Origin of the sequence: Acidovorax sp. CCYZU-2555 (assembly GCF_018413525.1) — a bacterium.
Taxonomy (GTDB): Bacteria; Pseudomonadota; Gammaproteobacteria; order Burkholderiales; family Burkholderiaceae_C; genus Comamonas.
Genome location: NZ_JAHCDD010000020.1, coordinates 34,137 through 58,443, shown reverse-complemented (window position 1 = coordinate 58,443; position 24,307 = coordinate 34,137). Strand labels below are relative to the sequence as shown.

At 65.7% G+C, this 24,307-nt stretch carries 24 protein-coding genes and 1 tRNA gene; 7 read left to right on the top strand and 18 right to left on the bottom strand.

Annotated elements, in window-relative coordinates:
- Positions 1–106 precede the first annotated feature (106 nt).
- The 3 genes from KHY18_RS09470 (at position 107) to KHY18_RS09460 (ending at position 1,696) form a co-directional block, all read left to right on the top strand.
- Positions 107–532 carry an NfeD family protein gene (locus tag KHY18_RS09470; RefSeq protein ID WP_213298507.1) on the top strand — a complete coding sequence of 142 codons (426 nt, stop codon included), beginning with the start codon at positions 107–109 and terminating at the stop codon, positions 530–532.
- A 94-nt stretch (positions 533–626) separates the two neighbouring features.
- Positions 627–1,544, top strand: coding sequence for an SPFH domain-containing protein (locus KHY18_RS09465; protein WP_213298503.1), 918 nt, complete (start codon positions 627–629; stop codon positions 1,542–1,544).
- A 62-nt stretch (positions 1,545–1,606) separates the two neighbouring features.
- Positions 1,607–1,696 (top strand) — tRNA-Ser (locus tag KHY18_RS09460).
- A 414-nt stretch (positions 1,697–2,110) separates the two neighbouring features.
- Here the strand turns inward: KHY18_RS09460 and KHY18_RS09455 are convergent.
- The 8 genes from KHY18_RS09455 to KHY18_RS09420 form a co-directional block, all read right to left on the bottom strand.
- Positions 2,111–3,700, bottom strand: a complete 1,590-nt coding sequence (locus KHY18_RS09455) for a Fic family protein (RefSeq protein WP_213298500.1) — start codon at positions 3,698–3,700, stop codon at positions 2,111–2,113.
- Positions 3,701–3,914: 214 nt separating this feature from the next.
- Positions 3,915–4,673 (bottom strand): ATP-binding cassette domain-containing protein, encoded by a 759-nt coding sequence (locus tag KHY18_RS09450; protein WP_213298497.1) that lies wholly within the window; start codon positions 4,671–4,673, stop codon positions 3,915–3,917.
- A 7-nt stretch (positions 4,674–4,680) separates the two neighbouring features.
- Complete coding sequence (locus KHY18_RS09445) at positions 4,681–5,511, bottom strand: ABC transporter permease subunit (protein ID WP_502768622.1); 831 nt, start codon at positions 5,509–5,511, stop codon at positions 4,681–4,683.
- The gene (locus tag KHY18_RS09440; RefSeq protein ID WP_213298494.1) at positions 5,508–6,467 is read right to left on the bottom strand and encodes an aliphatic sulfonate ABC transporter substrate-binding protein; all 960 of its coding nucleotides are present in this window, start codon (positions 6,465–6,467) and stop codon (positions 5,508–5,510) included. The genes KHY18_RS09445 and KHY18_RS09440 overlap by 4 nt, the downstream gene beginning before the upstream one ends.
- Positions 6,468–6,496: 29 nt before the next feature.
- Positions 6,497–7,666, bottom strand: a complete 1,170-nt coding sequence (gene ssuD / locus KHY18_RS09435; RefSeq protein ID WP_213298491.1) for an FMNH2-dependent alkanesulfonate monooxygenase — start codon at positions 7,664–7,666, stop codon at positions 6,497–6,499.
- Between the two features lie 182 nt (positions 7,667–7,848).
- The gene (locus KHY18_RS09430) at positions 7,849–8,880 is read right to left on the bottom strand and encodes a porin (RefSeq protein WP_213298488.1); all 1,032 of its coding nucleotides are present in this window, start codon (positions 8,878–8,880) and stop codon (positions 7,849–7,851) included.
- A gap of 115 nt (positions 8,881–8,995) precedes the next feature.
- A complete protein-coding gene (locus KHY18_RS09425; protein WP_213298485.1) occupies positions 8,996–10,198 on the bottom strand; it encodes a mandelate racemase/muconate lactonizing enzyme family protein in 1,203 nt (400 codons plus the stop codon).
- Between the two features lie 6 nt (positions 10,199–10,204).
- Complete coding sequence (locus tag KHY18_RS09420; RefSeq protein WP_213298482.1) at positions 10,205–11,173, bottom strand: Bug family tripartite tricarboxylate transporter substrate binding protein; 969 nt, start codon at positions 11,171–11,173, stop codon at positions 10,205–10,207.
- A 133-nt stretch (positions 11,174–11,306) separates the two neighbouring features.
- On the opposite strand from KHY18_RS09420, the gene KHY18_RS09415 reads away from it, so the two are divergent.
- The gene (locus tag KHY18_RS09415; protein ID WP_249729015.1) at positions 11,307–12,008 is read left to right on the top strand and encodes a FadR/GntR family transcriptional regulator; all 702 of its coding nucleotides are present in this window, start codon (positions 11,307–11,309) and stop codon (positions 12,006–12,008) included.
- Positions 12,009–12,018: 10 nt separating this feature from the next.
- Here the strand turns inward: KHY18_RS09415 and KHY18_RS09410 are convergent, their stop codons facing one another.
- From KHY18_RS09410 to hisD, 9 genes are read right to left on the bottom strand one after another with little or no spacing between them, the layout of a single operon-like run.
- Positions 12,019–12,993, bottom strand: coding sequence for a tripartite tricarboxylate transporter substrate binding protein (locus KHY18_RS09410; RefSeq protein ID WP_213298479.1), 975 nt, complete (start codon positions 12,991–12,993; stop codon positions 12,019–12,021).
- A 38-nt stretch (positions 12,994–13,031) separates the two neighbouring features.
- The gene (locus KHY18_RS09405; protein WP_213298476.1) at positions 13,032–13,895 is read right to left on the bottom strand and encodes an isocitrate lyase/PEP mutase family protein; all 864 of its coding nucleotides are present in this window, start codon (positions 13,893–13,895) and stop codon (positions 13,032–13,034) included.
- 41 nt (positions 13,896–13,936) lie between these two features.
- Positions 13,937–14,542: a 3-isopropylmalate dehydratase small subunit gene (gene leuD, locus KHY18_RS09400; RefSeq protein WP_213298473.1), complete on the bottom strand. Its 606-nt coding sequence runs from the start codon at positions 14,540–14,542 to the stop codon at positions 13,937–13,939.
- On the bottom strand, positions 14,539–15,942 hold the full coding sequence (gene leuC, locus KHY18_RS09395; RefSeq protein ID WP_213298470.1) for a 3-isopropylmalate dehydratase large subunit: 1,404 nt from the start codon (positions 15,940–15,942) through the stop codon (positions 14,539–14,541). Before leuC ends, leuD begins: the two co-directional genes overlap by 4 nt.
- 40 nt (positions 15,943–15,982) lie before the next feature.
- Complete coding sequence (locus KHY18_RS09390) at positions 15,983–16,975, bottom strand: Bug family tripartite tricarboxylate transporter substrate binding protein (protein ID WP_213298467.1); 993 nt, start codon at positions 16,973–16,975, stop codon at positions 15,983–15,985.
- 52 nt (positions 16,976–17,027) lie between these two features.
- Positions 17,028–18,005 carry a 3-hydroxyacyl-CoA dehydrogenase gene (locus KHY18_RS09385; protein ID WP_213298464.1) on the bottom strand — a complete coding sequence of 326 codons (978 nt, stop codon included), beginning with the start codon at positions 18,003–18,005 and terminating at the stop codon, positions 17,028–17,030.
- Positions 18,002–19,039 (bottom strand): LacI family DNA-binding transcriptional regulator, encoded by a 1,038-nt coding sequence (locus KHY18_RS09380; RefSeq protein WP_213298462.1) that lies wholly within the window; start codon positions 19,037–19,039, stop codon positions 18,002–18,004. The genes KHY18_RS09385 and KHY18_RS09380 overlap by 4 nt, the downstream gene beginning before the upstream one ends.
- A complete protein-coding gene (locus KHY18_RS09375) occupies positions 19,036–19,812 on the bottom strand; it encodes an SDR family NAD(P)-dependent oxidoreductase (RefSeq protein ID WP_213298459.1) in 777 nt (258 codons plus the stop codon). The genes KHY18_RS09380 and KHY18_RS09375 overlap by 4 nt, the downstream gene beginning before the upstream one ends.
- Entirely contained in the window at positions 19,809–21,131 is a 1,323-nt protein-coding gene (hisD, locus tag KHY18_RS09370; RefSeq protein WP_213298456.1) for a histidinol dehydrogenase, read from the bottom strand. The genes KHY18_RS09375 and hisD overlap by 4 nt, the downstream gene beginning before the upstream one ends.
- 188 nt (positions 21,132–21,319) lie before the next feature.
- Here hisD and KHY18_RS09365 point away from each other — a divergent pair, with 188 nt between their 5' ends.
- Positions 21,320–21,856 carry a dihydrofolate reductase family protein gene (locus KHY18_RS09365; protein ID WP_213298453.1) on the top strand — a complete coding sequence of 179 codons (537 nt, stop codon included), beginning with the start codon at positions 21,320–21,322 and terminating at the stop codon, positions 21,854–21,856.
- Complete coding sequence (locus KHY18_RS09360; RefSeq protein ID WP_213298450.1) at positions 21,853–22,398, top strand: TetR/AcrR family transcriptional regulator; 546 nt, start codon at positions 21,853–21,855, stop codon at positions 22,396–22,398. The genes KHY18_RS09365 and KHY18_RS09360 overlap by 4 nt, the downstream gene beginning before the upstream one ends.
- Before the next feature lie 35 nt (positions 22,399–22,433).
- On the opposite strand, the gene KHY18_RS09355 is transcribed toward KHY18_RS09360, so the two are convergent.
- A complete protein-coding gene (locus KHY18_RS09355) occupies positions 22,434–22,820 on the bottom strand; it encodes a VOC family protein (protein WP_213298447.1) in 387 nt (128 codons plus the stop codon).
- Between the two features lie 279 nt (positions 22,821–23,099).
- Between KHY18_RS09355 and KHY18_RS09350 the strand changes: the two genes are divergently transcribed.
- The gene (locus tag KHY18_RS09350; RefSeq protein WP_213298444.1) at positions 23,100–24,287 is read left to right on the top strand and encodes an ABC transporter substrate-binding protein; all 1,188 of its coding nucleotides are present in this window, start codon (positions 23,100–23,102) and stop codon (positions 24,285–24,287) included.
- Positions 24,288–24,307: the final 20 nt, after the last annotated feature.

The following is a 24,307-nucleotide window of genomic DNA, read 5'->3' as shown; positions in this document are numbered from 1 at the left end:
CAGGCGCGAGTGTAAGGAATATCCTTATTGCGCCTGTGAAAGCAGGACCTTATCACCCCATAACTGTGGTGAACTACAAACATCCAAATGGACAAGAGGAGGGTACATGGCAAGTTTTACAGTGTGGTGGCTGATTGCCGGCGTATTGGTCGCCGCCGAGCTGCTCACGGGCAGTTTTTATTTGCTGATGCTGGCCATCGGTGCCGTGGCGGGCGCGATCGCCGCCCACCTCGGTGCGTCCGAAACCGGGCAGATCCTTTCTGCGGCCTTGGTCGGCACGGCCGCCGTCGTTGCCTGCTATCTGCTGCGTCGGCGCCAGGCGCGCATGCAGCCCGCGGAAAGCGATCGCAGCATGAATCTCGACATCGGCGAATCGGTACAGGTCGAGAACTGGGCCGCCGACGGCACGGCGCAGGTGCGCTACCGCGGCGCGCAGTGGACCGTGGTGCTGCGCCCCGGCAATGCACCGACGCCCGGCACGCACCGCGTGGCCGAAGTCATAGGCAATCGCCTGCTCGTAGACAAGCTCTAGACTGCCGCGGGCGCTGGCGGCATTTCGCCGCCCTGGCCCGCAGAATTTCTTTGTCAGTGAATTTCAACCAATCCCCTTCGGGGAGGGAGACACCATGGAAGTTGCCATCATTCTTCTGGTCATTGCGGCCATCTTCATTGCGCGCTCGATCAAGGTCGTGCCCCAGCAGAACGCCTGGGTAAAGGAACGCCTGGGCAAATACGCCGGCACGCTCACTCCGGGCCTGAATTTCCTCGTGCCGTTCGTCGACCGCGTGGCCTATAAGCACAGCCTCAAGGAAATTCCGCTCGACGTGCCCAGCCAGGTCTGCATCACGCGCGACAACACGCAGCTGCAGGTCGACGGCATCCTGTACTTCCAGGTGACCGACCCTATGCGCGCGAGCTACGGTTCGTCGAACTACATCATGGCCGTGACGCAACTGGCCCAGACTTCGCTGCGCAGCGTGATCGGCAAGCTCGAACTCGACAAGACCTTCGAGGAGCGCGACATGATCAACGCCCAGGTGGTCTCGGCGATTGACGAAGCCGCGCTGAACTGGGGCGTGAAGGTGCTGCGCTACGAGATCAAGGATTTGACGCCGCCCGCCGAAATCCTGCGCTCCATGCAGGCCCAGATCACCGCCGAGCGCGAAAAGCGCGCGCTGATCGCCGCCTCCGAAGGCCGTCGCCAGGAACAGATCAACATCGCCACCGGCGAACGCGAAGCCTCGATCGCCCGCTCCGAGGGTGAAAAGCAGGCCGCGATCAACAACGCCCAGGGCGAAGCTGCTGCCATCACCACCGTGGCCGACGCCACCGCCACCGCGCTCGAACGCATCGCCGAAGCCATCCGCCAACCCGGCGGCGAACAAGCCGTGCAGCTCAAGGTCGCGCAAAGCGCCGTAGAAGCCTACGGTAAGGTAGCGGCCGACGCCCAGACCACGCTGATCGTTCCCAGCAACATGACCGAAGTCTCCAGCCTCATCACTTCGGCGATGAAGATGGTGCAAGTGGGCGGCACGCGCAACTAATTTCGCTAAATTTGCACAGTTCGCCTTCGGGCGGCAAAACTGTTGCTACAATTGCGGTCTTCGGAGAGGTGGATGAGTGGCTTAAGTCGCACGCCTGGAAAGCGTGTGTGGGTTTATCCCCACCGCGGGTTCGAATCCCGCCCTCTCCGCCAAAACACAAAGCCCCGTCTAGCAATAGGCGGGGCTTTTCTGTTTTACCCATCAATCTACCCATCAATGGTGGATGCGTTTGCGGCAGTTGAAAATCTCGAGCAAGATGGATGCTGCCTGCTGTGACAGCAAATGCACCTAGGGGCTGCAGTAAAGGTGTCAATATTCCAAGATCGACGTCCCCCCGTTTTCAGTAGCACTTGGCTTTGGAGTCCGTAGTTAATTAACTGGTTTTGTATCAGCCTATGGGCATAAGACCGTGGGCGTTCATCGTTGCACCAATGCATGCAGACGGTGGAAGCGCAAGCTGTCTCTGACTCATCGCGTCATATGCGGAAGAAAGAACACGCGGTGGACCATTTTTTGTTAGAAATCCATTTTTTCTATTAGAAATTGCTGAGTTTCCAAAAAATATCTTATTTTTTTGGCTGATCGTGCCTGGTCAACGCTTCCCTTACGGCGTCCACAATGCGGTCTTGCAGATGGTGCAGCCGTCCCTCGGGTGCGAAGATGGCCGGTTGATCACGGCGCAGCTTGCCGCTGACCACCCAGCCATTGCTGCGCAGTGATGCAATGATGCGATCCGCATCCGGGTCGGGCATCTCTACGATTTGCTTGATCGCATCCCGCGATGCATCGTTGTCACGCAAGGTGGCTGCTTCCAGCGCCATTTCATGTTCCACCGTGGTGCGCAGCAATTCGCTGACATAGCGGGCGTGCACCGTCAAATCCGGGTAGCGCCAGGCGTGCTGCGCGTCCTGGTCGGCAGTGAAGTTGAAGTCGCTGTGCACGCCGTCAGGGTAGATGTGCGAAGTGGCAAAGTTGTATTCCCCTTCATAGCGGCGCATCAGGGGTCTGGAGAACGATTCCAGCACGCGGTCATATTCCGCCCGTCCGGCAGGGGAGCCGGCAATGGTGGCAGACACAGGAATAATGATGTTTGGCGCTACCACGCCATCCGCTGCGAGCATGTGATTCAGCAAGAAACGGTGCACGCGGCCATTGCCATCCGACAACGGATGCAGGTATACGAAGGCGAACGACACCGCTGCAGTGCGGGCCACTGTGTTTTGCCCTTGCGTGCGGCTTTCGAAATCTCGCAGGCCTTGAAGCATCTCTTGCACTACTTGCGCCGCTGGCGCGATGTAGTGGACTACCTGTCCCTGGACGCTTGACTGGCCCACGAAGACCGGGGATTGGCGGATTCCCAGGCGCAGCACCGCAGTCCCCAGAATGGCGTTTTGCAGGGTCTGCAGACCTTGCGCTTCCAATGGTGCTTCCATGCGTCCGCTCAATTCGCCAATGGCTGCGGCGAATCGCTTGACTCGGTCGCTTTGGTCTTGCTCGCGCTCGATGGCAAAGCTGGCGCGTGACTCCTTCAGGGTCAACCATACCGAGCTGCGCAGCAGCAGATCAGTGCCATAGGTCTTGTTCAGGCGTTCCACCCCGGCCTTTACGTCATAGATCCAATCGCGGGCTTTGGCTGGACCCAGATACACCAGAGGACAGTAGCTGCGAAGGCCGGGCAGGTTTTGGCGCACTTTCCAGCGCCTGTTGTTCGTGGGCTCCGTGGCCGTCAAGTAGAGGTCGGGGTCCAGCGCATCCACATAGCCCACATTGGGAGCCGTGTCTGGCGCATCCAATGTCTTGTCAGTGAACCATTCGTAGAAGAAGGCCGTGCGCCTCGCGTAAGCGCCCGTGGGCGAGTCATTGACCCAGGCGACGATTTCCTGCGGGTCAATCCGTTCGAAAACCCGGGAGAAGAACTCAAAGTTCAGCCGCTCGTATTTGAGGCCGAACTCGAAATGCCCGCGAAAGCTGTCGTCGGGCATGTACTGCGCAGTCCAGCTGCGGATCTCTGCCGACGGATGTCTCTCGATGCGATTGGCGGGCCCCAGCTGGCTGCGCGAAAAAAGTGGCTGAACCAGCGCGATGCCGAGCATTTCTGCCACCCGTGTAAAACCCAAGGAAGTCGCAGTCATGGCTATTTTTTCGTAGGAAGTCATTTATTTTCCTAGAAAAATTGGTTTTTCCTCTTAATTCTTTATTTTCCAAGGTGCGCGCGAAAATCTCCAAGGTGTCAACGCCACGGTCTTTGTGAGTGAACAGCCTGGCGAAACGCCAGCAAAGAAAAATGCCCGATGAACCTCATCGGGCGTTTGGCAATTCACGGCGCAGGGCATCCCCAGCATGGGCCTGCTCGATCTGCGTAGCAATCCTCTAGTGCGCCGCAGCCCCCGCGCCCTCGAACAGGTGCCCCAGAATCTCGTCCTCCAACTGTCCCAGCTCCACCTGCCCACGCCGGCGCGGTCGCGGTACGGACACCAGAACGTCGAGCGCAATGGCGCCGTCGTCGATCAGCACGATGCGGTCGGCCAGCGCCAGGGCTTCGCTGACGTCGTGGGTGACCAGCACGGCCGAGAAGCCCTGGTGCAGCCAAATGCTTTCGAGCAGCCGGTGCATTTCGATGCGGGTCAGCGCATCGAGCGCGCCCAGGGGCTCGTCGAGCAGCAGCAGGCGGGGGCGGCTGGCAAGGGCGCGGGCCAGGGCCACGCGCTGGCGCTGGCCACCCGAGAGCACGCCGGGCCAGTCGTCGGCGCGGTCGGCCAGGCCTACTTCGTTCAGCAGTTCCAGCGCGCGCTTGCGGCGCTCGGCGGGTGATTCGGTTTCGGGCACGCCGACTTCGACGTTCTCGATCACGCGCGCCCAGGGCAGCAGGCGCGGCTCCTGGAACATGATGCGTGCGCTGCTCGACTGCGGGCCGTTGCCGGCCCCGAGCTGAACGCGGCCGCGCGAGGGCGCGTCCAGGCCCGCGAGCAGGCGCAGCAGCGTGCTCTTGCCGCAGCCGCTGCGGCCGATGACGGCGACGAACTGGCCGGCGGGCACGACCAGGTCGATGCCGCGCAACACGGTCTTGTTGCCGAACTCCTTGACGACGCCTTCGAGCCGGAAGGCCGCACCTTGATCTGTATCTGACATGGGGCGTCTACTTTCTGAACGAAGGGTGCCACTGCAGCGTGCGGCGTTCGAGCGCGCGCGCCACGCTGTCGGCAAGTTTGCCGAGCAGGGCGTAGATCAGGATGGCCAGCACGACCACGTCGACCAGCAGGAACTCGCGCGCCTGCATGGCCATGTAGCCCAGGCCGGACGAGGCGGCAATGGTTTCGGCGACGATCAGCGTGAGCCACATGATGCCAAGGCCGTAGCGCAGCCCGACAAAGATCGAGGGCAGGGCGCCGGGCAGCAGCACGCGCAGGAACAGCGTGCGGCGCGACATGCCGTAGGCGCGGCCCATTTCGATCAGCTGCGTGTCGACGGTGAGAATGCCCAGCAGCGTGTTGACGTAGATGGGGAAGAACACGCCCAGCGCCACGAGGAACAGCTTGGCGCCTTCGTCGATGCCGAACCAGATGATGACCAGCGGCACGAGCGCGAGATGCGGCACGTTGCGCACCATCTGCAAGGTGGTGTCGGTCAGGCTGCGGCTGCGTGCCGACAGGCCGTTGGCCAGGCCCAGCGCGAAGCCGATCAGCCCGCCCACCACGAAGCCCGCGAGGGCGCGCACGCCGCTGACGCCGATATGCGTCAGCAGTTCGCCCTTGAGCAGCAGGCGCCAGCCGGCGGCGAACACCGCGCTGGGCGCGGGCAGGATGGTTGGCGGCAGCAGATCGAGCACCGAGGCCGCTTCCCAGAGCAGCAGCAGGCCCACGGGCAGCAGCCAGCCCATGCCGCCGTCGGCGAGCCAGCGCCGCCATGTGGTCAGCCAGGCCGGTGGTGGTGCGGGCCGGGCCGCGACGGCGGTGTCTACCGCGCTCAAAGTGCCGTTGCTTTCCACAGTATCTCCTTGGGGTCGACTTTCTTGGGAACGATGCCGAGTTCGTAAAAGGATGTCGCGAGTTCACGCTGCAGACGGACATGTGTCTCGGTGACCGGTCCCCAGGCATACGGGGCGCGCTGGAAGGCGAGCAGCGTGGACTCCAGCTCGACGCCGGTTTCCTTGGCGTAGAACTCCGCGAGTTCCTTGCGGTTGTTGCCCGCCCAGGCGATCAGCTTGCCGATTTCTTCCAGCACGGCCGACAGCACCACCGGGTACTTCTGCGCGGTATCCCGGTTGGCCAGGTAGTAGGAGTGGCTCGACAAATGCGCCGCCGTGGTGTCGATCAGCACGCGCGCGTTGTAGCGCTGCTGGGCGATGGCGAAGTAGGGGTCCCAGACGGTCCAGGCGTCGACCCGGCCGCCGTTGAAAGCGGCCGTGGCGTCCGCGGGCGAGAGATACACCGGCTCGATGTCCTTGAGCGTCAGGCCGACATGGGCCAGCGCGCGCACCGTCACCGCATGGGCGCTCGAGCCCCGGCCGAAGGCCACGCGCTTGCCCTTGAGATCGGCCACGGTCTTGATGGGCGAATCCTTGGGCACCAGGATGGCGCTCAGCGACGACGGCGTGGTGGCGACATAGGCCACCTTGGCGCCGGCGACCTGGGCAAAGATGGGCGGTGTGTCGCCCACGGCACCGATGTCGACTGCACCCACGCCCAGGCCTTCGAGCAGCGGCGGGCCGAACTGGAACTCGACCCATTTCACGCTGTCCACGCCCAGTGTTTTCAGGCGCTTTTCGAAGACCTGATTGTGCTTGGCCAGCACCATGATCACCGAGCCTTTTTGCCAGCCGATCTTGAATTCCTTGGGCGCGGCCTGCTGGGCCTGGCCCAGCGTCGGAAAACCGGTGGCGGCCAGGGCCAGCAGGCCGGCGTTGAACTGTCTTCTGGAAGTCATGGAAGTATTTCTATTTGGAAGTGAGGTACTTACGACGCCGACTGCAGGCGTGTCGTGGTGAGTCCGGAAAACTCGTTGCCATAGGCGCGCGGCGGCGCATCGGGCCGGCGCGTCGACAGGCCCAGGCGCGGGAACAGCAACTCGGCCGTGCGGTAGGCTTCTTCGAGATGCGGGTAGCCCGAGCCGATGATGGTGTCTATGCCCGCCGCCTGGTATTCGCGTATGCGCTGGGCCACGCTGTCGGCATCGCCCACCAGCGCCGTGCCCGCGCCGCCGCGCACCAGGCCTATGCCGGCCCAGAGGTTGGGTCCTACCCACAGCCGCTCGCGGTCGCCGCCGTGCAGCGCCGACATGCGGCGCTGGCCCACCGAGTCCATTTCCTGGGTGAAGCGCTGCTGGGCCCGGGCGATCTGCTCGTCGGTCACATGGCTGATCAGGTGTTCGGCGGCGGCGCGTGCCTCGGCGTCGGTTTCGCGCACGATGAAGTGCAGGCGAATGCCAAAGCGCATGGTGCGCCCGCGTGCCGCGGCCTGGGCGCGCACGCAGGCAATCTTCTCGGCGACCTGCTCCACGGGCTCGCCCCAGGTGAGATAGAGCTCGGTCTGGTCCGTGGCCAGCGCCTGTCCGGCTTCGGACGAGCCGCCGAAGTACAGCGGCGGCCGGGGCTGTTGCACGGGCGGGAAGTCCAGTCTTGCGCCTTTGACGGTGTAATGCTTGCCCGTGAAATCCACGGTTTCACCGGCCAGCAGCGACTGCCAAATGTGCAGGAATTCGCCGGCCTGCTCATAGCGTTCGTCGTGCGACAGAAACAGGCCGTCGCCGGCCAGCTCAGTAGGGTTGCCGCCCACGACCACGTTGAGCAGCAGGCGCCCGTTGCTCAGTCGGTCCAGCGCCGCGGTCTGACGCGCTGCATAGGTCGGCTGGACCACGCCAGGGCGAAGGGCCACGAGGAACTTGAGCCGGCTGGTCGCGGTCGCCAGGCCGGTGGCCGTGATCCACGAGTCTTCGCAGGCCTGGCCCGTGGGCAGCAGCACGCCTTCATAGCCCAGGTGCTCCACCGAGGTGGCGACGTTGCGGAAGTAGTTGAAGTCCGGTGGACGCTGGCGCGTTTCCGAGCCCAGGTACGCACCGTCGCCGTGCGTGGGAATGAACCAGAAGAAATGGGGTGGCGCTTCCTGGCGCTTGACGGCGTCGTTCACATGGGCTCCGATGGGGAGTGAAAAATGTGAAACGAGTTTGGGTCTGCGCGCCCCAATTTCCAACGATCATTTCAGTGCTTGCATATGCGGAATCCGCATGTTCCGCGGTGTGCAAGCCCTTGGGCTGCAGGGGCCCGTTCTCGTGTCTGGAGCGCGGGCCGTTCACCTTTCGCCGCCAGCGTTCAGAACATATGCCGCATGCCTATGCCAAACGCCTTCACATCCTGGCCCGCCACGGCGGGTGCCGAGTCCTGGCTGATGGGGAACAGCATGGTGGTCGAGCGGCTGCCGTTCTTGAGCACTGCAAAAGTGCCGTAGAGCTGGGTGCGCTTGGACAGGAAGTGGGCGTAGCCCAATGCCAGGCGCTTGGCGTCGGCGTCGCCGGGGCGCGACCAGCGGCCCACGGCGAGGCGGAACTCGCCCGAACCCACGGGCAGGGCGGCGCTGGCGTTGATGGAGTTCGCGTCGGCCAGGCCCGAAATCTGATTGCGCTGGTAGTAGCCATGGATGCGCGCCACGCCGAAGTTGTAGGCGCCGCCCAGGCCCAGCGTCTTGGCGCGCACTGCGGCTGCGGCCAGGCCTACGGCCGAGCCCGCGATCTGCGCGCTGTCGAAGGCCAGGCCCAGGAAGGCCGGGCCGCTGCTGTAGTCGAGCGCCAGCGCGTAGTTGCGGCCCGTGGTCGCGCCTTCGGCGGCCTGCACGTAGGCGCGGCCGAACACGTTGCCGATCTTGGGGCTGATGTATTGCACGGCGTTGTCGAACTTGAAGGTGTTGCCGCGATTGTTCGCGCCCTGCAGCAGCGTCTGCACGGCGCCGAGCTGGGCGCGGCCGAACGCATCGGCCTTGCCCGAAATCCAGACCGACGGGCCCCACATCGAGCCCAACTGCAGCGTGCCCAGACGGCGATCGGACAGGCCCACATAGGCTTCGCGATTGAAGAAGGTCGCGCTGCTGGCGCCGCTCGACAGATCGACCTGGCTTTCCAGCTTGAACGTCGCGCTCAAGCCCCCGCCCAGATCCTCGTTGCCGCGCAGGCCGAAGTAGCTGGTGTCCGAAGACAGCGACCATTGGTTGGCGCCGGGATTGGAACGCGACTGGTGGTACACGCCCGCATCGGCGCGGCCGTAGAGGGTGACGCCGGACTGCGCGAACGCGGCAGTGGAACAGGCGAGCAGGGCGCTCAGGGCGATGTGTTGGTGAATCTTGTGGCGCATTTTCTTGTCTCCTTGTTGTAATCGGGCATGGCTGCGCCCAGCCGTCATTGCGGCTTTTTTGTGGGCGTAGCGGGGCAGGGCCGGCGAGCGCCGGCCCGAAGCAGGGGGCTTGGTCTTAAGGCGCGGTGCTGCGGCGCGTGCTGGCCGCGGGATCGCGCTTGACGCCGGGCGCCAGCGCGGTGCCCAGGCCCGGCTTGTCGGGGCGCAGCAGGTAGCCGTTTTCGAGCACCGGCAGTTCGGTCACCAGGTCCTTGTAGAACGTGCTGAGAAACGCGCGCACCACTTCCTGGAAGATGGCGTTGGGCGAGGCCAGCCCCAGGTGCAGCGAAGCCATGAGCACGACCGGGCCCGTGCAGTCATGCGGCGCGATGGGCTTCTGGTAGGCGTCGGCCAGGCTCGCGATCTTGCGCGCTTCGGTGATGCCCCCGCACCACGAAAGATCGAGCATGACGTAGTCCAGCGCATGCGCTGCGAGGTGGTCGCGAAACGCACCCTGCGCGGCCAGCGTCTCGCTGCCGCAGACCGGAATCTGCGCCAGGCGGCGGTAGTCGGCGAGCGCGCCCGGGCTGTCCATCTTGATCGGGTCTTCGGCCCAGAACGGGCGGTACTGCTTGAGTTCGCGCGCGATCGACAGCGCCGATGTCACGTTCCACATCGAATGGAACTCGCACATCACTTCGATCCTGTCGCCCACGGCCAGGCGGATCTTCTCGAACACTTCGAGGCCCTGGCGCATGGCCTTGGCGCTCACATACTGTCCGTCTGACTCGGTGGCCGCGCCGTCGAACGGCCAGATCTTCATCGCGCTAAAACCCTCTTCGATCAGGCTTTGCGCGAGTTCGCCCGGGCTTTCGATGAACGCGATCTGGTCGTCGTAGCGGTGACGCACCTTGGCGTCGCCGGGCTGTACCAGCCGGCGCTGAATGCTCTTGCTGTTGTAGTCGACGCCCGCGCAGGTGTTGTAGGCGCGCATGCGGTCGTGGCAGGCGCCGCCCAGCAGCTGGTAAATGGGCTGGCCCGTGGCCTGGCCCAGGATGTCCCACAGCGCGATGTCTATGGCCGAGGCGGCGCGCGTTTCCACGCCGCTGCCGTTGAAGCCCAGATAGCCGCGCAGCAGGATCTTGTGCAGGCGTTCGATGTCGAGCGCGCTCTGGCCCAGGATCAGCGGCCCGGCCATCGAGTGGATGTAGGTCTCCACGGCTTCGGCGCCGCGGAAGGTCTCGCCCAGGCCGATGATGCCGGCGTCGGTTTCAATCTCCACCCACAACAGGTTGGGCTGGGTCTTGAGGCGTGTGGTTTCAATCGCTGTGATGCGCATTCGTGGTTACTCCGCGGAAATCTTTTGCGAGCGGATCAGGTCCGCCCACTTGTCGTGCTCCGAGCGGATGTGCTTGCCGAGCACGGCAGGCGCTCCGCCCAGGGGATTGATGCCGGCGTCCTGCATGGTCTTGCGCACCGTGGGGTCCTGCAGGCCCTTGTTGAACGCGGCGTTGAGCTTCTGGATCAGCGCCGGCGGCGTGCCGGCGGGCGCGCCGATCGCGAACCAGGGCTCGATGATGAAGCTCTTGTAGCCAATCTCTTCCATCGAGCGCAGCTCGGGCAGATTGGCCGAACGGCCCTTGCCCGTGACCGCCAGGCCCTTGACCTTGCCGGTCTTGACGAAGGGCGCGATCGATGGCTCGTTGTCGAAGAACACATCGATCTGCCCGCCCAGCAGGTCGGTGATCGCCGGGCCCGAACCCTTGTAGGGCACATGCAGCAGCTCGACGCCGGCCATCTTCTTGAACATTTCACCCGCCAGATGGTTGGACGCGCCCACGCCGGAAGAGGCGTAGGTCAGTTGGCCGCGCTTGGCCTTGGCGACCAGGTCTTCGACGCTGTTGATTTCGGACTTGGGGCTGGCCGTGAGCACGTTGATCGACGAGCCCAGCAGCACCACGGGCGCGATGTCCTTGAACAGGTCGAAGCCGGGGTTGGCATAGAGGCTGGAGTTGACCGAGCAGTTGCCTATGCTGCACAGGAAGATGGTGTAGCCATCGGCCGGGGCCTTCACTGCGACGGCCGTGCCGATGTTGCCGGTCGCACCCGGGCGGTTCTCGACCACGATGGCCTGGCCCAGTTCCTTCGCGGCCGCGTTGGCGGTGAGGCGCGACACCAGATCGCCCGAGCCGCCGGGCGGCACGGGAACGATCATGCGTATCGGCTTGGAAGGGTAGTCCTGGGCGTGCGCCACGGGATGCAGGACCAGGGTCGCGCCGAATGCGAGCGCAACGGCCGCAAGGCTCTTGTTCATGATTTTGTCTCCAGCTCTTGGTTGATTTATGGGACGGTGCTGATCGTCGGTGGCAATAATACAATCATCATATGATTGACGTCAAGGCGGTATTTGTCAGTCTCACAGAGGGCAGCGGTTATGCTTGCAGCCTATGGCTCCACCCCGTTTGCGCAACTTTCACCACCAAATCGTTGACGCCGTGGGCGCGAGCATCGTTGCCGGGCGCTATGCCGAAGGCGCGCAGTTGCCGACCGAACCCCAGCTTGCCGAAACCTATGGCGCGAGCCGGCTGATCATTCGCGAAGCAATGAAGAGCCTCGCGGCCAAGGGGCTGGTGTCGATTCGCCCGCGCACCGGCACCCATGTGCTGCCGCGCGCCGAATGGAATCTGTTCGACCCCGCGGTGCTGGGCTGGCAAAGCGAAGCGCCGCCCGACAAGAAGCTGATCGCCGATCTGATGGAGCTGCGCCAGACCATAGAACCGTTGGCCGCGCGCCTGGCTGCGGCGCGCGCCGAGCCGCGGCAGGTGGCTGAAATTCGCGAAGCGTTCGAGGCCATGGCCCAGGCCCAGACCCAGGCGTCGTACATCGAGGCCGATCTGCGCTTTCATGGCGCCGTGGTGCGCTCCTGCGACAACCAGTTCATCCAGCAACTGGAGACCGCGCTGTCGGCGGTCTGGAAGACGAGTTTTCAGGCGTCCAGCGACGCCTGGGGGCCCGATGCCCAGGCGCTGGAATTGCACCGTTCGCTATTGCATTCGATTGAAGCGCATGACCCGCAGGGCGCCGAAGCCGCGGTGCTGGCGCTGATCGCGCGCGCGGTGGTGCGCATCAGCCATATCGAGCTGCAATAACGGTCGCGCGTCAGTCGAGCGGAAAACGTTTCGCCAAGGCGGTGAAGCGCTCATCTTCCTTGCGCACCTGGGCCGCGAATTCGTCGGGCGTGTTCACCAGCGGCTCGGCGCCGGCCGCGGCAATGGCTTTTTGCAGATCGGGGTTGCGCATGGCTTCGCGCACCGCGGCGTAGATGCCCTGGGTCACGGCCGGCGGCGTGTCCTTGACCGCGAACAGGCCGAACCAGGTGGTGTATTCGTATTGTGGCAGTCCGGTCTCGATTACGGTGCGCACCTCGGGGGCGCCGCTAGAACGGTTCACGCCCTGGCTGGCGACGATCTTCAGCGTGCCGGCTTTCTGGTGCGGCAAGGCCGAGGCCACGCCCGTCACGGCGAAGTTCACGTTGTTGGCGATCATGTCGGTGATGATGGCCGCCGTGCCCTTGTAGTTGACGACGATGAGATTGGGAATGGCCTCGGCCTGCAGCTGCCGGCCGAACAGCTTGGCGACGTTCTCGCCCGTGCCCATGGAGCAGGGCTGGGCCGCGGCCCGGCAGTAGCTGATGAGCTCGGGCAGCGTGCTGGCCGGGAATTTGCCGTTGGCCACGATCACGCCCGGCGACTGCGCGATGTTGGTCACCGGCACCAGGCGCGCGAGCGGGTCGGCGCCCTTGAACGCCGGAGCGTGCTTGGTCAGCACGATGGCCGGCGTCTGCAGCAGCAGCGTATGGCCGTCGGGTTTGGACTCGTTGACGCGGCGCGTGCCTATCAGGCCGTCGGCACCGGGAACGTTCTCCACCACCACGGGCTGGCCCCATTGCTCGCTGAGCAGCCTGGCCGTGGCGCGCGCCGTGGTGTCGGTGCCGCCGCCGGCCACGTAGGGCACGACGATGGTGACGGGGCGCGTGGGTTTCCAGTCGGCGAGCGCGGGCGCGGCGGCTGCCGCGATGGCGGCGAGCGTGGCGATGTGGTGGCAACGGATTGCGGTGCGGGGCTTGAAGGGCATGCTTTGTCTCCTGATATTGTTTTTGCTGGCGCGCGCGGTCAGCGCGCCCAGCGCTTCTCGAAGTCCCAGACTTCCTGGAAGCCGATCAGTTCGCAGAACTCGTTGAAGTCGGTCATGGGAATGTCGGGCGACAGGCTGGTGCCGGCCTGCTTGAGATGGCGCAGCGACTTTTCCATGGCCGCTGCAGCGACCAGGCTGGTCATGGCAGGGAAGATGGCGAGCGAATAGCCGATTTCCTTGAGCACTTCGGCCGGCAGGATGGGCGTCTTGCCGCCATCGGCCATGTTGGCCATCATGGGCAGATCGAAGGCTTCGCAGGCGCGGCGCATCTCGTCTTCGGACTGCGGGGCCTCGAAGAACAGGATGTCTGCGCCGGCTTCGGCATAGGCCTCCATGCGGCGCATGGCATCGTCCATGCCCAGGCCCGCGCGCGCGTCGGTGCGGGCGATGATGAGGAAGTTCTCCTTGTCTTCGCGCGCCTCGGAGGCGACCTTGATCTTCTCGACCATGTCGGCCGTGGGCACGCAGCGCTTGAACGGCGTGTGGCCGCACTTCTTGGGAAACTCCTGGTCTTCGATCTGTATCGCCGTGACGCCGGCTTCCTCGTAGCCGCGCACCGTGTGGTGCACGTTGAGCAGGCCGCCGTAGCCGGTGTCGGCATCGGCGATCAGTGCCGCCTTGCTGGTGCGCGTGATGGTGCGCATGCGGTCCACCATCTGGGTATAGGTGGCGATGCCGGCATCGGGCAGGCCCAGGCTCGAGGCGGTGAGCCAGTAGCCCGTGCCGTAGATGATGTCGAAGCCGACCTTGTTGGTCATGACCGTGGCGATCATGTCCTGCACGCCGGGGATGACCATGAATTCGCCGGCGGCGAGTTTTTGTCGAAGAATGGGATTGGCCATTGGGGGGTCCTATAGCAAGAAGTCAAAAAAAGAAGGGCGGGTCAGTCCATCGAGGCCAGCCAGGGCTGGTCGCGCTGCACGCGCTCCTCGTAGGCGCGCAGCGCGGCCTCGTGGCGCAGGGTGCGGTCCACTTCGTCCTCGGCCGAGAGCAGTTGTTCGGCATGGCCGTCGGCCAGCGTGATCGTCAGCGCGCTGCCGTCGGGCAGCTGCAGGCTGCTGGCGGCAACTTGCAGGCACAGCGGCGCGCCGCCGGCCGCGGCCAGGGCCTGCAGCAGGCGCGCATGGTCGGCGGGCGCCACGGTCGCGGCCACGATGCCGTTCTTCACGCAGTTGTTGCGGAAGATGTCGCCGAAAGACAGTGCCACCACGGCCTGCACGCCGTAGTCGGCCAGCGCCCAGACCGCATGCTCGCGCGACGAGCCGCAGCCGAAGTTGTGCAGCGCCACCAGCACGCGCGCGGGTGTGGGCTGCGCCATGAAGTCCACTTCGGGCCGGCCTTCGGCGCGCCAGTCGGCGAACAGGTGCACGCCAAGGCCGGTGCGCTGTACCAGGCGCAGGAAGCGGCCCGGAAAGATGGCGTCGGTGTCTATATCGTCGCGCTGCATGACGGCGGCGCGGCCCTGGGCCTGTGTGATCACGGCTTTCATGCGAGGTACTCCCGGGGATCGGTCAGCCGGCCCTGCAGGGCCGAGGCGGCAACGGCGGCCGGGCTCATCAGATGGGTGCGCCCACCCTGGCCCTGGCGGTTCTCGAAGTTGCGGTTGGAGGTGGAGGCGCAGCGCTGGCCGGGCTCCAGGCTGTCGCCGTTCATGCCTATGCACATGGAGCAGCCCGATTCGCGCCATTCGAAACCCGCGTCGACGAAGATCTGCGCCAGGCCTTCGGCTTCGGCCGCGCGCTTGACGCTGCCCGAGCCCGGCACCACCAGTGCGCGCACGCCTGCGGCAACGCGACCACCGCGCGCCACCGCGGCGGCGGCGCGCAGGTCTTCGAGCCGGCCGTTGGTGCAGGAGCCGATGAAGGCCACGTCGATGGGTACGGACGACAGCGCCTGACCATGCTGCAGGCCCATGTAGGCCAGGCTCTCCTCCATGCGCGCGCGCTCGGCGGCATCGGCGGGCGCGGCGCCGTCGCCGACGCGGCCGCTGAAGGCGCTGCTGTCGGCCGGGGTCGTGCCCCAGGTCACGCGCGGGGTCACGGTGGCGGCGTCGAACGGCACGCAGCGGTCGTAGTCGCTGGCCGCGTCGGTGCGCAGCGTGCTCCAGCTGTGTGCCGCCTGCTCGAAGTGGGTGCGCGCCGCGCCCTGCACGCGTTCACGCAGGTAGGCCAGGGTGGTGGCGTCGGGTGCGATCAGGCCGAAACGCGAGCCGGCTTCTATGGTCATGTTGCACAGCGTCAGCCGCGCTTCCATCGACAGCGCCTGCACCGTGGGGCCGAAGTATTCGATGCCGTGGCCGGTGCCGCCGCTGGTGCCTATGTGGTGGATGATGGCCAGCGCCAGGTCCTTGGAATAGACACCCGCGGCCAGCGCGCCCGAGATGTCTATGCCCATGGTGCGCGGCTTGCGCATCCACAGGCCCTGGGTGCTCATCACATGCGCGACTTCCGATGTGCCTATGCCCCAGGCCAGCGCGCCCAGCGCGCCCAGCGTGGCGCTGTGCGAGTCGCCGCAGACCACGGTGCTGCCCGGCAGCACATAGCCCAGCTCGGGCGCGATCACATGGACTATGCCTTGCAGCGGGTGATCCAGGTCGAACAGCCGCATGCCCGTGGCCTGGGTGTTGCGCCGCAGCGTGGCGATCTGCTCGCGGCTTTCGGCATTCGGAATATTGGTGAGGCGATCGGCCGAAGTCGGCACGTTGTGGTCCTGCACCGCGATGTGGCGCGGCGACGAACGCAGCGTGTGGCCGGACTCGGCCATGCTGGCGAATGCCTGCGGGCTGGAGACTTCCTGCACCAGGTGCCGGTCGATGTAGACCAGGTCTTCGCCGGCTTCGTTGCGGGCGACCGCGTGGGTCGCCCAGATCTTGTCAAACAAGGTGGTCATGGGGTGGTTCTATTTGTAGTGGGGCGCATCACTGGCGGATTCAATCGAGCTGGATGTTCGCGGCCTTGACGATGGCCTTGTTCTTTTCGAGATCGCGCACGATCTCGCGGCCGAAGGCATCGGCCGTGCCTGGCATGGCGACGATGCCCAGCGCGGCCAGGCGATCGCGCATTTCGGGTGCGGTCAGCACTTTCTGCAGCGCCGCGTTGAGCTTGTCGAGCACGGGCTTGGGCGTGCGCGCGGGCGCCAGCAGGCCCACCCAGGAGTTGATCTCGAAGTCCTTGAGGCCGGCTTCGATGAACGTGGGCACATCGGGCAGCGCGGGCGCGCGCTGGCGCGATGTCACGGCCACGGCCTTGAGTTGGCCGCCCTTGATGAACGGGATCGCGCCGGTCACCGCCGAAAACGTCACCGGCAGCGTGCCGCCGACCACGTCCGCCACGGCCTGGCCGCCGCCCTTGTAGGGCACGTGGGTCATGGGAATGCCGGTGCGCTGGTGCAGCATTTCGCCGGCCAGGTGGGTGGTGCTGCCAGTGCCCGCGCTGCCATAGGACAGGCCGCCGGACACGGTCTTGGCGTATTGCTGCAGCTCGGCCATGGTGCTAACGCCCAGCTTGGGGTTGGCGACGATCAGCAGCGTGGCGTCGCCGATCTTGCCTATGGGCGCGAAGTCCTTGACCGAATCGAAGGGCACCTTGGCATACAGATTGGGATTGATCACCAGCGTGCCGTCATAGCCCAGCAGCAGCGTGTAGCCGTCGGGCTGTGCCTGCGCCGCGAGCTGGGTGCCGATGTTGCCGGCCGCGCCGGGCTTGTTGTCGACCACCACCGACTGGCCCAGCTGCTGGCCCAGCTTCTCGGCGACGATGCGCGCGCTGGTGTCGGTCACGCCCGCGGTCGCGAAGGGCACGATCAGGCGTATGGGCTTGTTCGGGTAGTCGCCCTGGGCATGCGCGACGGGCAGGCCGCAGGCGGCCAGGGCAATGGTGGCGCCGAGCAGATGGCGGCGGAGGGAGGCGGGGCGCAGTGTCATGATGGGGCTTGTCTCTGGTTATGGGGCGTTGCGGGCGATCGGGGTGCGGGCTTTACGGCGCCGCGGGCGCAGGCCGCTGGCGTGCCGCGGCAAATTCCATCAGCCGTTCGTCGCGCCAGGCGCGGCGCGCGGCCAGATCGGTGTGCGCCAGCTGTTCGCGGCGTTGGCTCTCGACCTCGCTGATCAGCGCCGCATCCCAGGGTTCAGGGTGGCTGCGCGCGTCGGCGATGCGCTGGTAGAGCGCGCCCAGGCGCTGGGCGTAGTCGGCCACGCCGCCGGGCGCGTTCAGATCGATGGTCTCGAACGGGCCCATGAAGGACCAGCGCCAGCCCAGGCCGTCGCGCACCGTCTTGTCCACGTCTTCGCAGGTGGCCACGCCTTCCTGCACCAGCGCCCAGGCTTCGCGCAGCAGCACGGCCTGCAGCCGGTTCAGCACAAAGCCTTCGACTTCCTTGCGCACATGCACCACGCTCTGCCCCACGGCCTGCATCAACGCGTCGGCAAAGGCCACGGTGGCGGTTGAGGTCTCGGGCGAGGCCACCAGTTCGACCACCGGCACCAGATAGGGCGGGTTCACGGGATGGGCGATCAGCACGCGCGGCGAGATCGCCAGGCCCAGCGCAAAAGCCGAGCCGGGAATGCCGGAAGTGGAGCTGCCGACGACCAGATCAGGGGCGGCCAGGGCGTCGATGTCCAGCATCAGCTGGCGCTTGACATCGACGCGTTCGAGCACCGACTCCTGCACATAGGCCACGCCGTCCAGCGCCTCGGCCAGCGTGGCCACGGGCGCGATGCGCGCCAGCACCGCGGCCGGCGCTTCATCGAGCAGGCCATGGCGCTGCAGGCCGGCGAGTTGGTCGGCGATCAGCGGCATGGCGTTGCGCGTGATTTCGGCGTTGGCGTCGAACATCTTCACGTTCAGGCCGGCGCGCGCATAGACCACGGCCCAGCCCGCGCCTACCAGGCCGGCGCCGACGATGGCCACCGGGCGGCCGGCGCACAGTTGCCGGATCTTTTCCTTGTCGATCATGTTGTCTGTCTCCTTTTTGGTTCGCGGGTGCGCACCGTGCCGCGCTCGATCAGCACGCAGGGCACGGCCACGCTGCGCGGCACGACCTCGCCGCCGATATGTTCGAAAAGCAGGGCACGCGTGGCGTCCACCATCTGGTCCACGTCCTGTTGCACCGTGGTCAGGTCGAACGACGGCCACGCGGCCTGGGGTACGTTGTCGAAGCCCACCACCGACACGTCGTGCGGCACGCGCAGGCCCAGTTCGGCGCGCAGGGTTTCGAGCGCCGCGATGGCCATGTGGTCGTTGGCGACGGCCAGCGCATCGGGGCGCGTTGCCGGGTCGGCGAACAGCGCCAGCACCGCGCGCTGCGCTTCGCCGAAGTCGTAGCGGCCCACGGCCCTGGCGTACAAGCCCTTGTCCGCGGCGGCCAAGGCTTCGCACAGGCCGGCTTCGCGCTCCAGGCTGGTCGAGGCGTTCTCCTCGCCGGCCAGCCAGGCGATGCGGCGGTGGCCGGTGCGCAGCAGCAATTCACCGACCATGCGGCCGCCTGCGCGGTTCTGCGACGTGACCGAACTCGTCGAGTAGCGGCCCATGGCGCCCATCTGCGCGACGCGGTTGAACAGCACCACGGGAATGCCGGCGCGCGTGCAGTCATTGGCCAGCGCCGACGACAGCGTGGTCGAGGCCATGACGATGCCGTCGACCTGGTACTGCAGGATGTCGGTGAGCACGCTGTCGGCTTCGGTGGTCTCGCTGATGAACAGCAGCACGTGGTAGCCGTCGCGCTGCAGCGCCTGGCTCAGGCGTTCGATGACCAGCGGGTAGAACTGGTTCTCGAGGTAGCTCATGACCAGGCCGATGATGCGGCTGCGCCGCGTGATCAGGCTGCGCGCAATCGCATTGGGCCGGTAGCCCAGCTGGCGCGCGGCCGAATGGATGCGTTCGCGCGTTTCGGGTGCGACGCTGGCGCCGGGCGTGAAGGCCCGGCTCACGGCCGACTGCGACACCTGGGCCAGGCGCGCGACGTCATGGGCGGTCAGCTTGGCTTTCATGCCGCGCTCCAGCCGCCGTCGAGCATCAGCGCGCTGCCGGTCATCAGGCTGGACGCGTCGCTGGCCAGGAACACCACGGGCCCCATGACTTCGTCGATGCGCCCCAGCCGGCCCAGCGCAATCCTGTCGAGCACGAACTGGCGAAAGCCCTGGTCTTCGAACATCGTCGCCGTCAGCGCGGTTTCGATGAAAGTCGGGCACAGCGTGTTGACGCGGATCCCCGCCGCGCCCAGCTCCCAGGCCAGCGCCTTGCTCATGCCTTCGACAGCATGTTTGCTGGCGCAGTAGAGCGTGCGCCGCGGGCTGCCCACATGGCCCATCTGCGACGAGACATTGATGATGGAGCCGGGCAGGCCCGCGGCCTGCAGCCCGCGCGCGACTTCGCGCGCCACGTAGAAGCAGGCCTTGACGTTGAGCGCCAGCACGGCGTCTATGTCGTCGTCCGGCGTTTCCGTCAGCAGCCTGGGCCGGTTCATGCCCGCGTTGTTGACCAGTATCTGGAATGGCGCGCGCTGGCTGATTTCGCGCTGCACGGCGATCGGGTCGGTGACGTCGAGCACCAGATGCTCGGCGCTGCCGCCTTGCCGCTGAATGGCCGCGCACGCGGCTTCGAGCTGCCCGGCCGAGCGCGCCGCGAGCGTCACATGGGCGCCGGCCTGGGTCAGCGCCGCCGCTGCAGCGAGCCCCAGGCCCCGACCGCCGCCGGTGACCAGCGCGCGCTTGCCGTCGAGCCTGAAGCCGCCGAACGCGGGCAGGTCGGCAGCGCTGCTCATTCCTGCAGCGCCGGCACCGGCTCGTACCATGGCACTTCGGCGCGGGTGCCGTAGCGGCGCACGCGGATGTTGGCCTGCTCGCCGTGGCCGGCGAAGTTCTCCATGTGGCACAGGCGCGAGCAGTACTCGCCGATCTCGGCGCTGGCGGCGTCGGTGGTCACGCGCTGGAAAGTGCAGGTCTTGAGGAACTTGCCGACCCACAGGCCGCCGGTATAGCGCGCGGCCTTGTTGGTGGGCAGCGTGTGATTGGTGCCTATGACCTTGTCGCCGAACGCGACGTTGGTGCGCGGGCCCAGGAACAGCGCGCCGTAGTTGCTCATGTGCGTCAGGAACCAGTCGGGGTCATGGGTCATGACCTGCACATGTTCCGACGCGATCTCGTCGGCCTTGAGCAGCATCTCCTCGCGCGTGTCGCAGACGATGACTTCGCCGAAGTCGGCCCAGGCCCGGGCCGCGATCTCGGCCGTGGGCAGGATCTTCAGTTGCCGCTCGATCTCGGCCATGGTCGCGTGCGCCAGCGCTTCGCTGTTGGTGAGCAGCACGGCCGGTGTGGTCAGGCCATGCTCGGCCTGGCCCAGCAGATCGACAGCGCATATTTCGCCGTCCACCGAGTCGTCGGCGATCACCAGCGTTTCGGTGGGGCCCGCGAACAGGTCTATGCCTACGCGGCCGAACAGCTGACGCTTGGCTTCGGCGACGAACATGTTGCCCGGGCCGACCAGCATGTCGACAGGTGCGATGGTGGATGTGCCCACGGCCATCGCCACCACGGCCTGCACGCCGCCCAGCACCAGGATCTCATCGGCGCCCGCCATGTGCATCGCCGCCACGATGGCCGGGTGGGGCTCGCCGTGGAACGGCGGCGCGGTCGCCACGACGCGCTTGACGCCCGCGACCTTGGCCGTGAGCACGCTCATGTGGGCCGAGGCCAGCAGCGGGTATTTGCCGCCGGGAATGTAGCAGCCCACCGCGTTGATGGGAATGTGGCGATGGCCGAGAAACACGCCGGGACGGGTTTCGACTTCCACGTCCAGCATGGAGTCGCGCTGGATCTGGGCGAAGTTACGCACCTGCGCCTGGGCGAAGCGGATGTCTTCGAGTTCGCGCGCCGACAGGCTTTTCAGCGCGCGTTCGATGGCGGCCTGCGACAGCCGGAAATCCGCGGGATCCCAGTTGTCGAACTTCTTGCTGTAGTCGCGCACGGCCGCATCGCCACGGCTTTCTATGTCACGGATGATGCCTTCGACAGTGCCGCGCACCATGGTGTCGTCGGCGTTGCGGGCCTGGACGTCGCGTCCACGTTTGAGGTAGCGGATCAAGGAAATCTCCTGGCTGGGTTGTGCATACGTATGCAGTTTTGTTTTTATGCATTCGTATGCAACTCCTTGTTTTCCCTAGGTGTCGACGCCCATTTCCGATTCCTGTGCATGGCGGGTCCATCCGCCGGATCGCGGCATGAAGGCCTTTCCTGTGGAATAATATACGTTGTATATTTAATGAGCTGCCCATGACCACCGCCCATGTTTTCATTGCCACCAGTCTGGATGGCTTCATTGCGCGCGCCGATGGCGATATCGACTGGTTGCTGCAGCGCGATGACCCGAACGAGGACCATGGCTACGCGGATTTCATTGCCGACAAGGACTTGATCGTGATGGGCCGCGGCACCTACGAGAAGGTGTTGACGCTGGGGCCCTGGGCTTATGACCGGCCCGTGCTGGTGCTGTCGAAACAGCTGGCTGGTGTGGCCGTGCCGCAGGCGCTTGAGGGCAAGGTGCGGTTCAGCGGCAGCACGCCACGCGAGTTGATGGACACATTGGCGGCACAGGGCGTGCAGCGCATCTATGTCGATGGTGGGCAACTGGTGCAATCGTTCCTGCGCGACGCACTGGTCGCCGACATGGTGATCAGCAGCGTGCCCGTGCTGCTCGGGTCGGGGCGGCGCCTGTTCGGCGCGCTGTCCGGCGACATCGATTGGACGCTGGTGTCGAGCCGCAGCTTTGCTTCTGGACTGGTGCAGTCTTGCTACCGGCGCAAGGCATGAGCCTCGCACGCGGACGGCCGGCACGCGGCCAGGGCATTGCGCGCGACGAGATCCTCGCGGCGGCGCTGGACTTGATGGGCGAAGAAGCCGGCCAGGCCCTGACGATGCGCGCGCTGGCCACGCGGCTGGGCGTCACGCCCATGAGTCTTTACCGCCATGTGGGCGACCAGGCCGGGCTGCTGCGCGCGCTCGCGGACCGGGTCTACGCCCAGGCGCTCGAGGGCCTGGGCGAGTGCGCCGATGAACGCGCGCAAATCCGCGCGCTGCTCACTCGGTATCACCAGGCCGTGGGCCGCTATCCGCAATTGACGCTGGCGATCTTTGCGACGCCGCAGGCCTTCGCCGGCGTGACACAGGAGATCACCGCGCGCCTGACCGCGCTGCTGCAGCGGATCACGGATCAGCCCCTGCTGTGGCGCGACATTCTCGTCGACCATGCGCATGGCAGCGGCCTGGCGCTGGCCGCGGCCCCGGCGCAGATCGAGGCCATGGCGCAGCAGTACGGGCTGGCGCTCGACAGGCTGCTCGATGGCCTGGACTGACAGCGGCGGGCGCAACTGTACCCATGCGGGCCGCGCTAGCCTTCGGGCAGGTCTTCATGCAGGCACAGATAATTGCCTTCGGTGTCCTTGAACCAGGCGGCCTTCTCGGCGCCCAGCACACAGACATGGTCGACTGTTTTGAGCTCCGGGAAATCGTAGTCTTCGAAGGCCACGCCCGCGCGCTTCAACTGGGCGATGCTCGCGGCGATATCCGCGACGCGGAAGCTGATGGCGGTGTGGTCGGCCTTGGTGCCTTCGGCTTTGGGGAACAGCGCGAGCGTGGTGCCGCCCACCTGGTAGACGAATTTCCCATCGGGGCGCAAGCCGCCGGGTCGCAGCCCCAGGCTGCCTTCGTAGAAACGGCGTGCGCGCTCCATGTCCATGACTGGAAGCATGGTGGTCACGCTGGAGTTGGACAGCATGGCGAGTCCTTTCGCGCGATCGCTGCCGTCGGGCGCCGCAGGGCGCGCATCCGTTCGACCGGCAGCACAGCTTACGCCCGCGCACGCTGCGATGCCAGTGAGGTCTCTTCCGGTGGCCAGGGCGTGCGCCGCAGGATCGGTGGCTGCGCTGTACCGCGCAACTGTACCTGTCGGGATGGATACAGTTTGTCTATATTGACCAGACACCAAATGGGTCACAAACCCAAGGCCAAGGCGCTTTGATAAGTGACCTCACAAAAGCCGTCAAAGGAGACAAGCATGAACTGGTTCAAAGGATTTGCCAAAACGGCGATTGCCGCCGCCATCGTATCGGGCACGGCCTACGCGCAGGACATCAAGATCGGCTACAACGCCGACATGTCGGGCAGCGGTGTCGCCGAGCTGGGGATCTCGGGGCGCTGGGGCTTCGAGGCCGCGATCGAGGACATCAACAAGGCCGGCGGCATCTTGGGCCGCAAGGTCGTGGGCGTGATCCGCGACGACCTGGGCACGCCGCCCAAGTCGATCCAGAACATGACCGAGCTGATCGACAACGAGAAGGTCTCGGCCGTCGTCGGCCCGGCGAACTCCGGCAATGCGCTGGCCTGGCTGCACCTGCCGCAGCAAAAGAAGATTCCTGTCGTGGTGCCCATCGCCACCGGCTCCGAGATCACCACGCGCTACGCCAACGATGCACAGAACTACCTGTTCCGCATCTCCATGGTGGACCGTGAACAATCGGCGCTGCTCGCCGCCTATGCGGTCAAGCATTCGGCCGGCAAGAAGATTGCCGTGCTCGCCGATTCCACGGGCTACGGCCAGGGCGGCACCAAGGACGCGACGGCGATTCTGGAGTTGCATGGCGTCAAGCCGGTGGCCGTGGAGAAGTTCGGCCCCAAGGACACCGACATCACCTCGCAGCTGTCGAAGATCAAGGCCGCGGGCGCCGACACCGTGATCGTCTACGGCCTGGCCGACGGCACGGCGCAGGTGCTGCGCAGCATGGAGAAGATCAACTACCTGCCGACCACGCTGGGCGCCTGGGGCAATCTGAGTTCGCTGTTCCCCAAGATGACCGGCGCCAAGCTGTCCGAGCATCTGATCATGGCGGCGTCGACCACCGAAGACACCAACGCCAAGACCAAGGCGCTGGGCGAGCGCGTGCGCAAGAACTTCCCCACGCTCACGACCTTCCCCTGCGCGGCGCAAAGCTATGACTCGGTGATGCTGCTGGCCGCGGCGATGAAGCAGGCCAACAGCACCGACGGCCCCAAGGTGGCCGCGGCGCTGGAAAACCTGCAGGGCGTCGAAGGCGTGATCAAGACCTACAACAAGCCCTTCACCAAGACCATGCACGAAGGCCTGAGCGTCAGCGACTTCTACCTCGCGCGCTGGAAGGGCGACACCGTCGTGAAGTTCGAAGACTCCGTGACCAAGGGCTTCCAGCCCGCTGACTTCAAGAAGTAAAGCCGGTTCGCTGACGGACC

Excerpts from the sequence above, each read along its gene's own strand:
- KHY18_RS09470 (WP_213298507.1), top strand. The coding sequence starts at position 107 with ATGGCAAGTTTTACAGTGTGGTGGCTGATTGCCGGCGTATTGGTCGCC.
- KHY18_RS09465 (WP_213298503.1), top strand. The coding sequence starts at position 627 with ATGGAAGTTGCCATCATTCTTCTGGTCATTGCGGCCATCTTCATTGCG.
- KHY18_RS09455 (WP_213298500.1), bottom strand. The coding sequence starts at position 3,700 with ATGACTTCCTACGAAAAAATAGCCATGACTGCGACTTCCTTGGGTTTT.
- KHY18_RS09450 (WP_213298497.1), bottom strand. The coding sequence starts at position 4,673 with ATGTCAGATACAGATCAAGGTGCGGCCTTCCGGCTCGAAGGCGTCGTC.
- KHY18_RS09440 (WP_213298494.1), bottom strand. The coding sequence starts at position 6,467 with ATGACTTCCAGAAGACAGTTCAACGCCGGCCTGCTGGCCCTGGCCGCC.
- KHY18_RS09430 (WP_213298488.1), bottom strand. The coding sequence starts at position 8,880 with ATGCGCCACAAGATTCACCAACACATCGCCCTGAGCGCCCTGCTCGCC.
- KHY18_RS09425 (WP_213298485.1), bottom strand. The coding sequence starts at position 10,198 with ATGCGCATCACAGCGATTGAAACCACACGCCTCAAGACCCAGCCCAAC.
- KHY18_RS09420 (WP_213298482.1), bottom strand. The coding sequence starts at position 11,173 with ATGAACAAGAGCCTTGCGGCCGTTGCGCTCGCATTCGGCGCGACCCTG.
- KHY18_RS09415 (WP_249729015.1), top strand. The coding sequence starts at position 11,307 with ATGGCTCCACCCCGTTTGCGCAACTTTCACCACCAAATCGTTGACGCC.
- KHY18_RS09410 (WP_213298479.1), bottom strand. The coding sequence starts at position 12,993 with ATGCCCTTCAAGCCCCGCACCGCAATCCGTTGCCACCACATCGCCACG.
- KHY18_RS09405 (WP_213298476.1), bottom strand. The coding sequence starts at position 13,895 with ATGGCCAATCCCATTCTTCGACAAAAACTCGCCGCCGGCGAATTCATG.
- leuD (WP_213298473.1), bottom strand. The coding sequence starts at position 14,542 with ATGAAAGCCGTGATCACACAGGCCCAGGGCCGCGCCGCCGTCATGCAG.
- leuC (WP_213298470.1), bottom strand. The coding sequence starts at position 15,942 with ATGACCACCTTGTTTGACAAGATCTGGGCGACCCACGCGGTCGCCCGC.
- KHY18_RS09390 (WP_213298467.1), bottom strand. The coding sequence starts at position 16,975 with ATGACACTGCGCCCCGCCTCCCTCCGCCGCCATCTGCTCGGCGCCACC.
- KHY18_RS09385 (WP_213298464.1), bottom strand. The coding sequence starts at position 18,005 with ATGATCGACAAGGAAAAGATCCGGCAACTGTGCGCCGGCCGCCCGGTG.
- KHY18_RS09380 (WP_213298462.1), bottom strand. The coding sequence starts at position 19,039 with ATGAAAGCCAAGCTGACCGCCCATGACGTCGCGCGCCTGGCCCAGGTG.
- KHY18_RS09375 (WP_213298459.1), bottom strand. The coding sequence starts at position 19,812 with ATGAGCAGCGCTGCCGACCTGCCCGCGTTCGGCGGCTTCAGGCTCGAC.
- KHY18_RS09365 (WP_213298453.1), top strand. The coding sequence starts at position 21,320 with ATGACCACCGCCCATGTTTTCATTGCCACCAGTCTGGATGGCTTCATT.
- KHY18_RS09360 (WP_213298450.1), top strand. The coding sequence starts at position 21,853 with ATGAGCCTCGCACGCGGACGGCCGGCACGCGGCCAGGGCATTGCGCGC.
- KHY18_RS09355 (WP_213298447.1), bottom strand. The coding sequence starts at position 22,820 with ATGCTGTCCAACTCCAGCGTGACCACCATGCTTCCAGTCATGGACATG.
- KHY18_RS09350 (WP_213298444.1), top strand. The coding sequence starts at position 23,100 with ATGAACTGGTTCAAAGGATTTGCCAAAACGGCGATTGCCGCCGCCATC.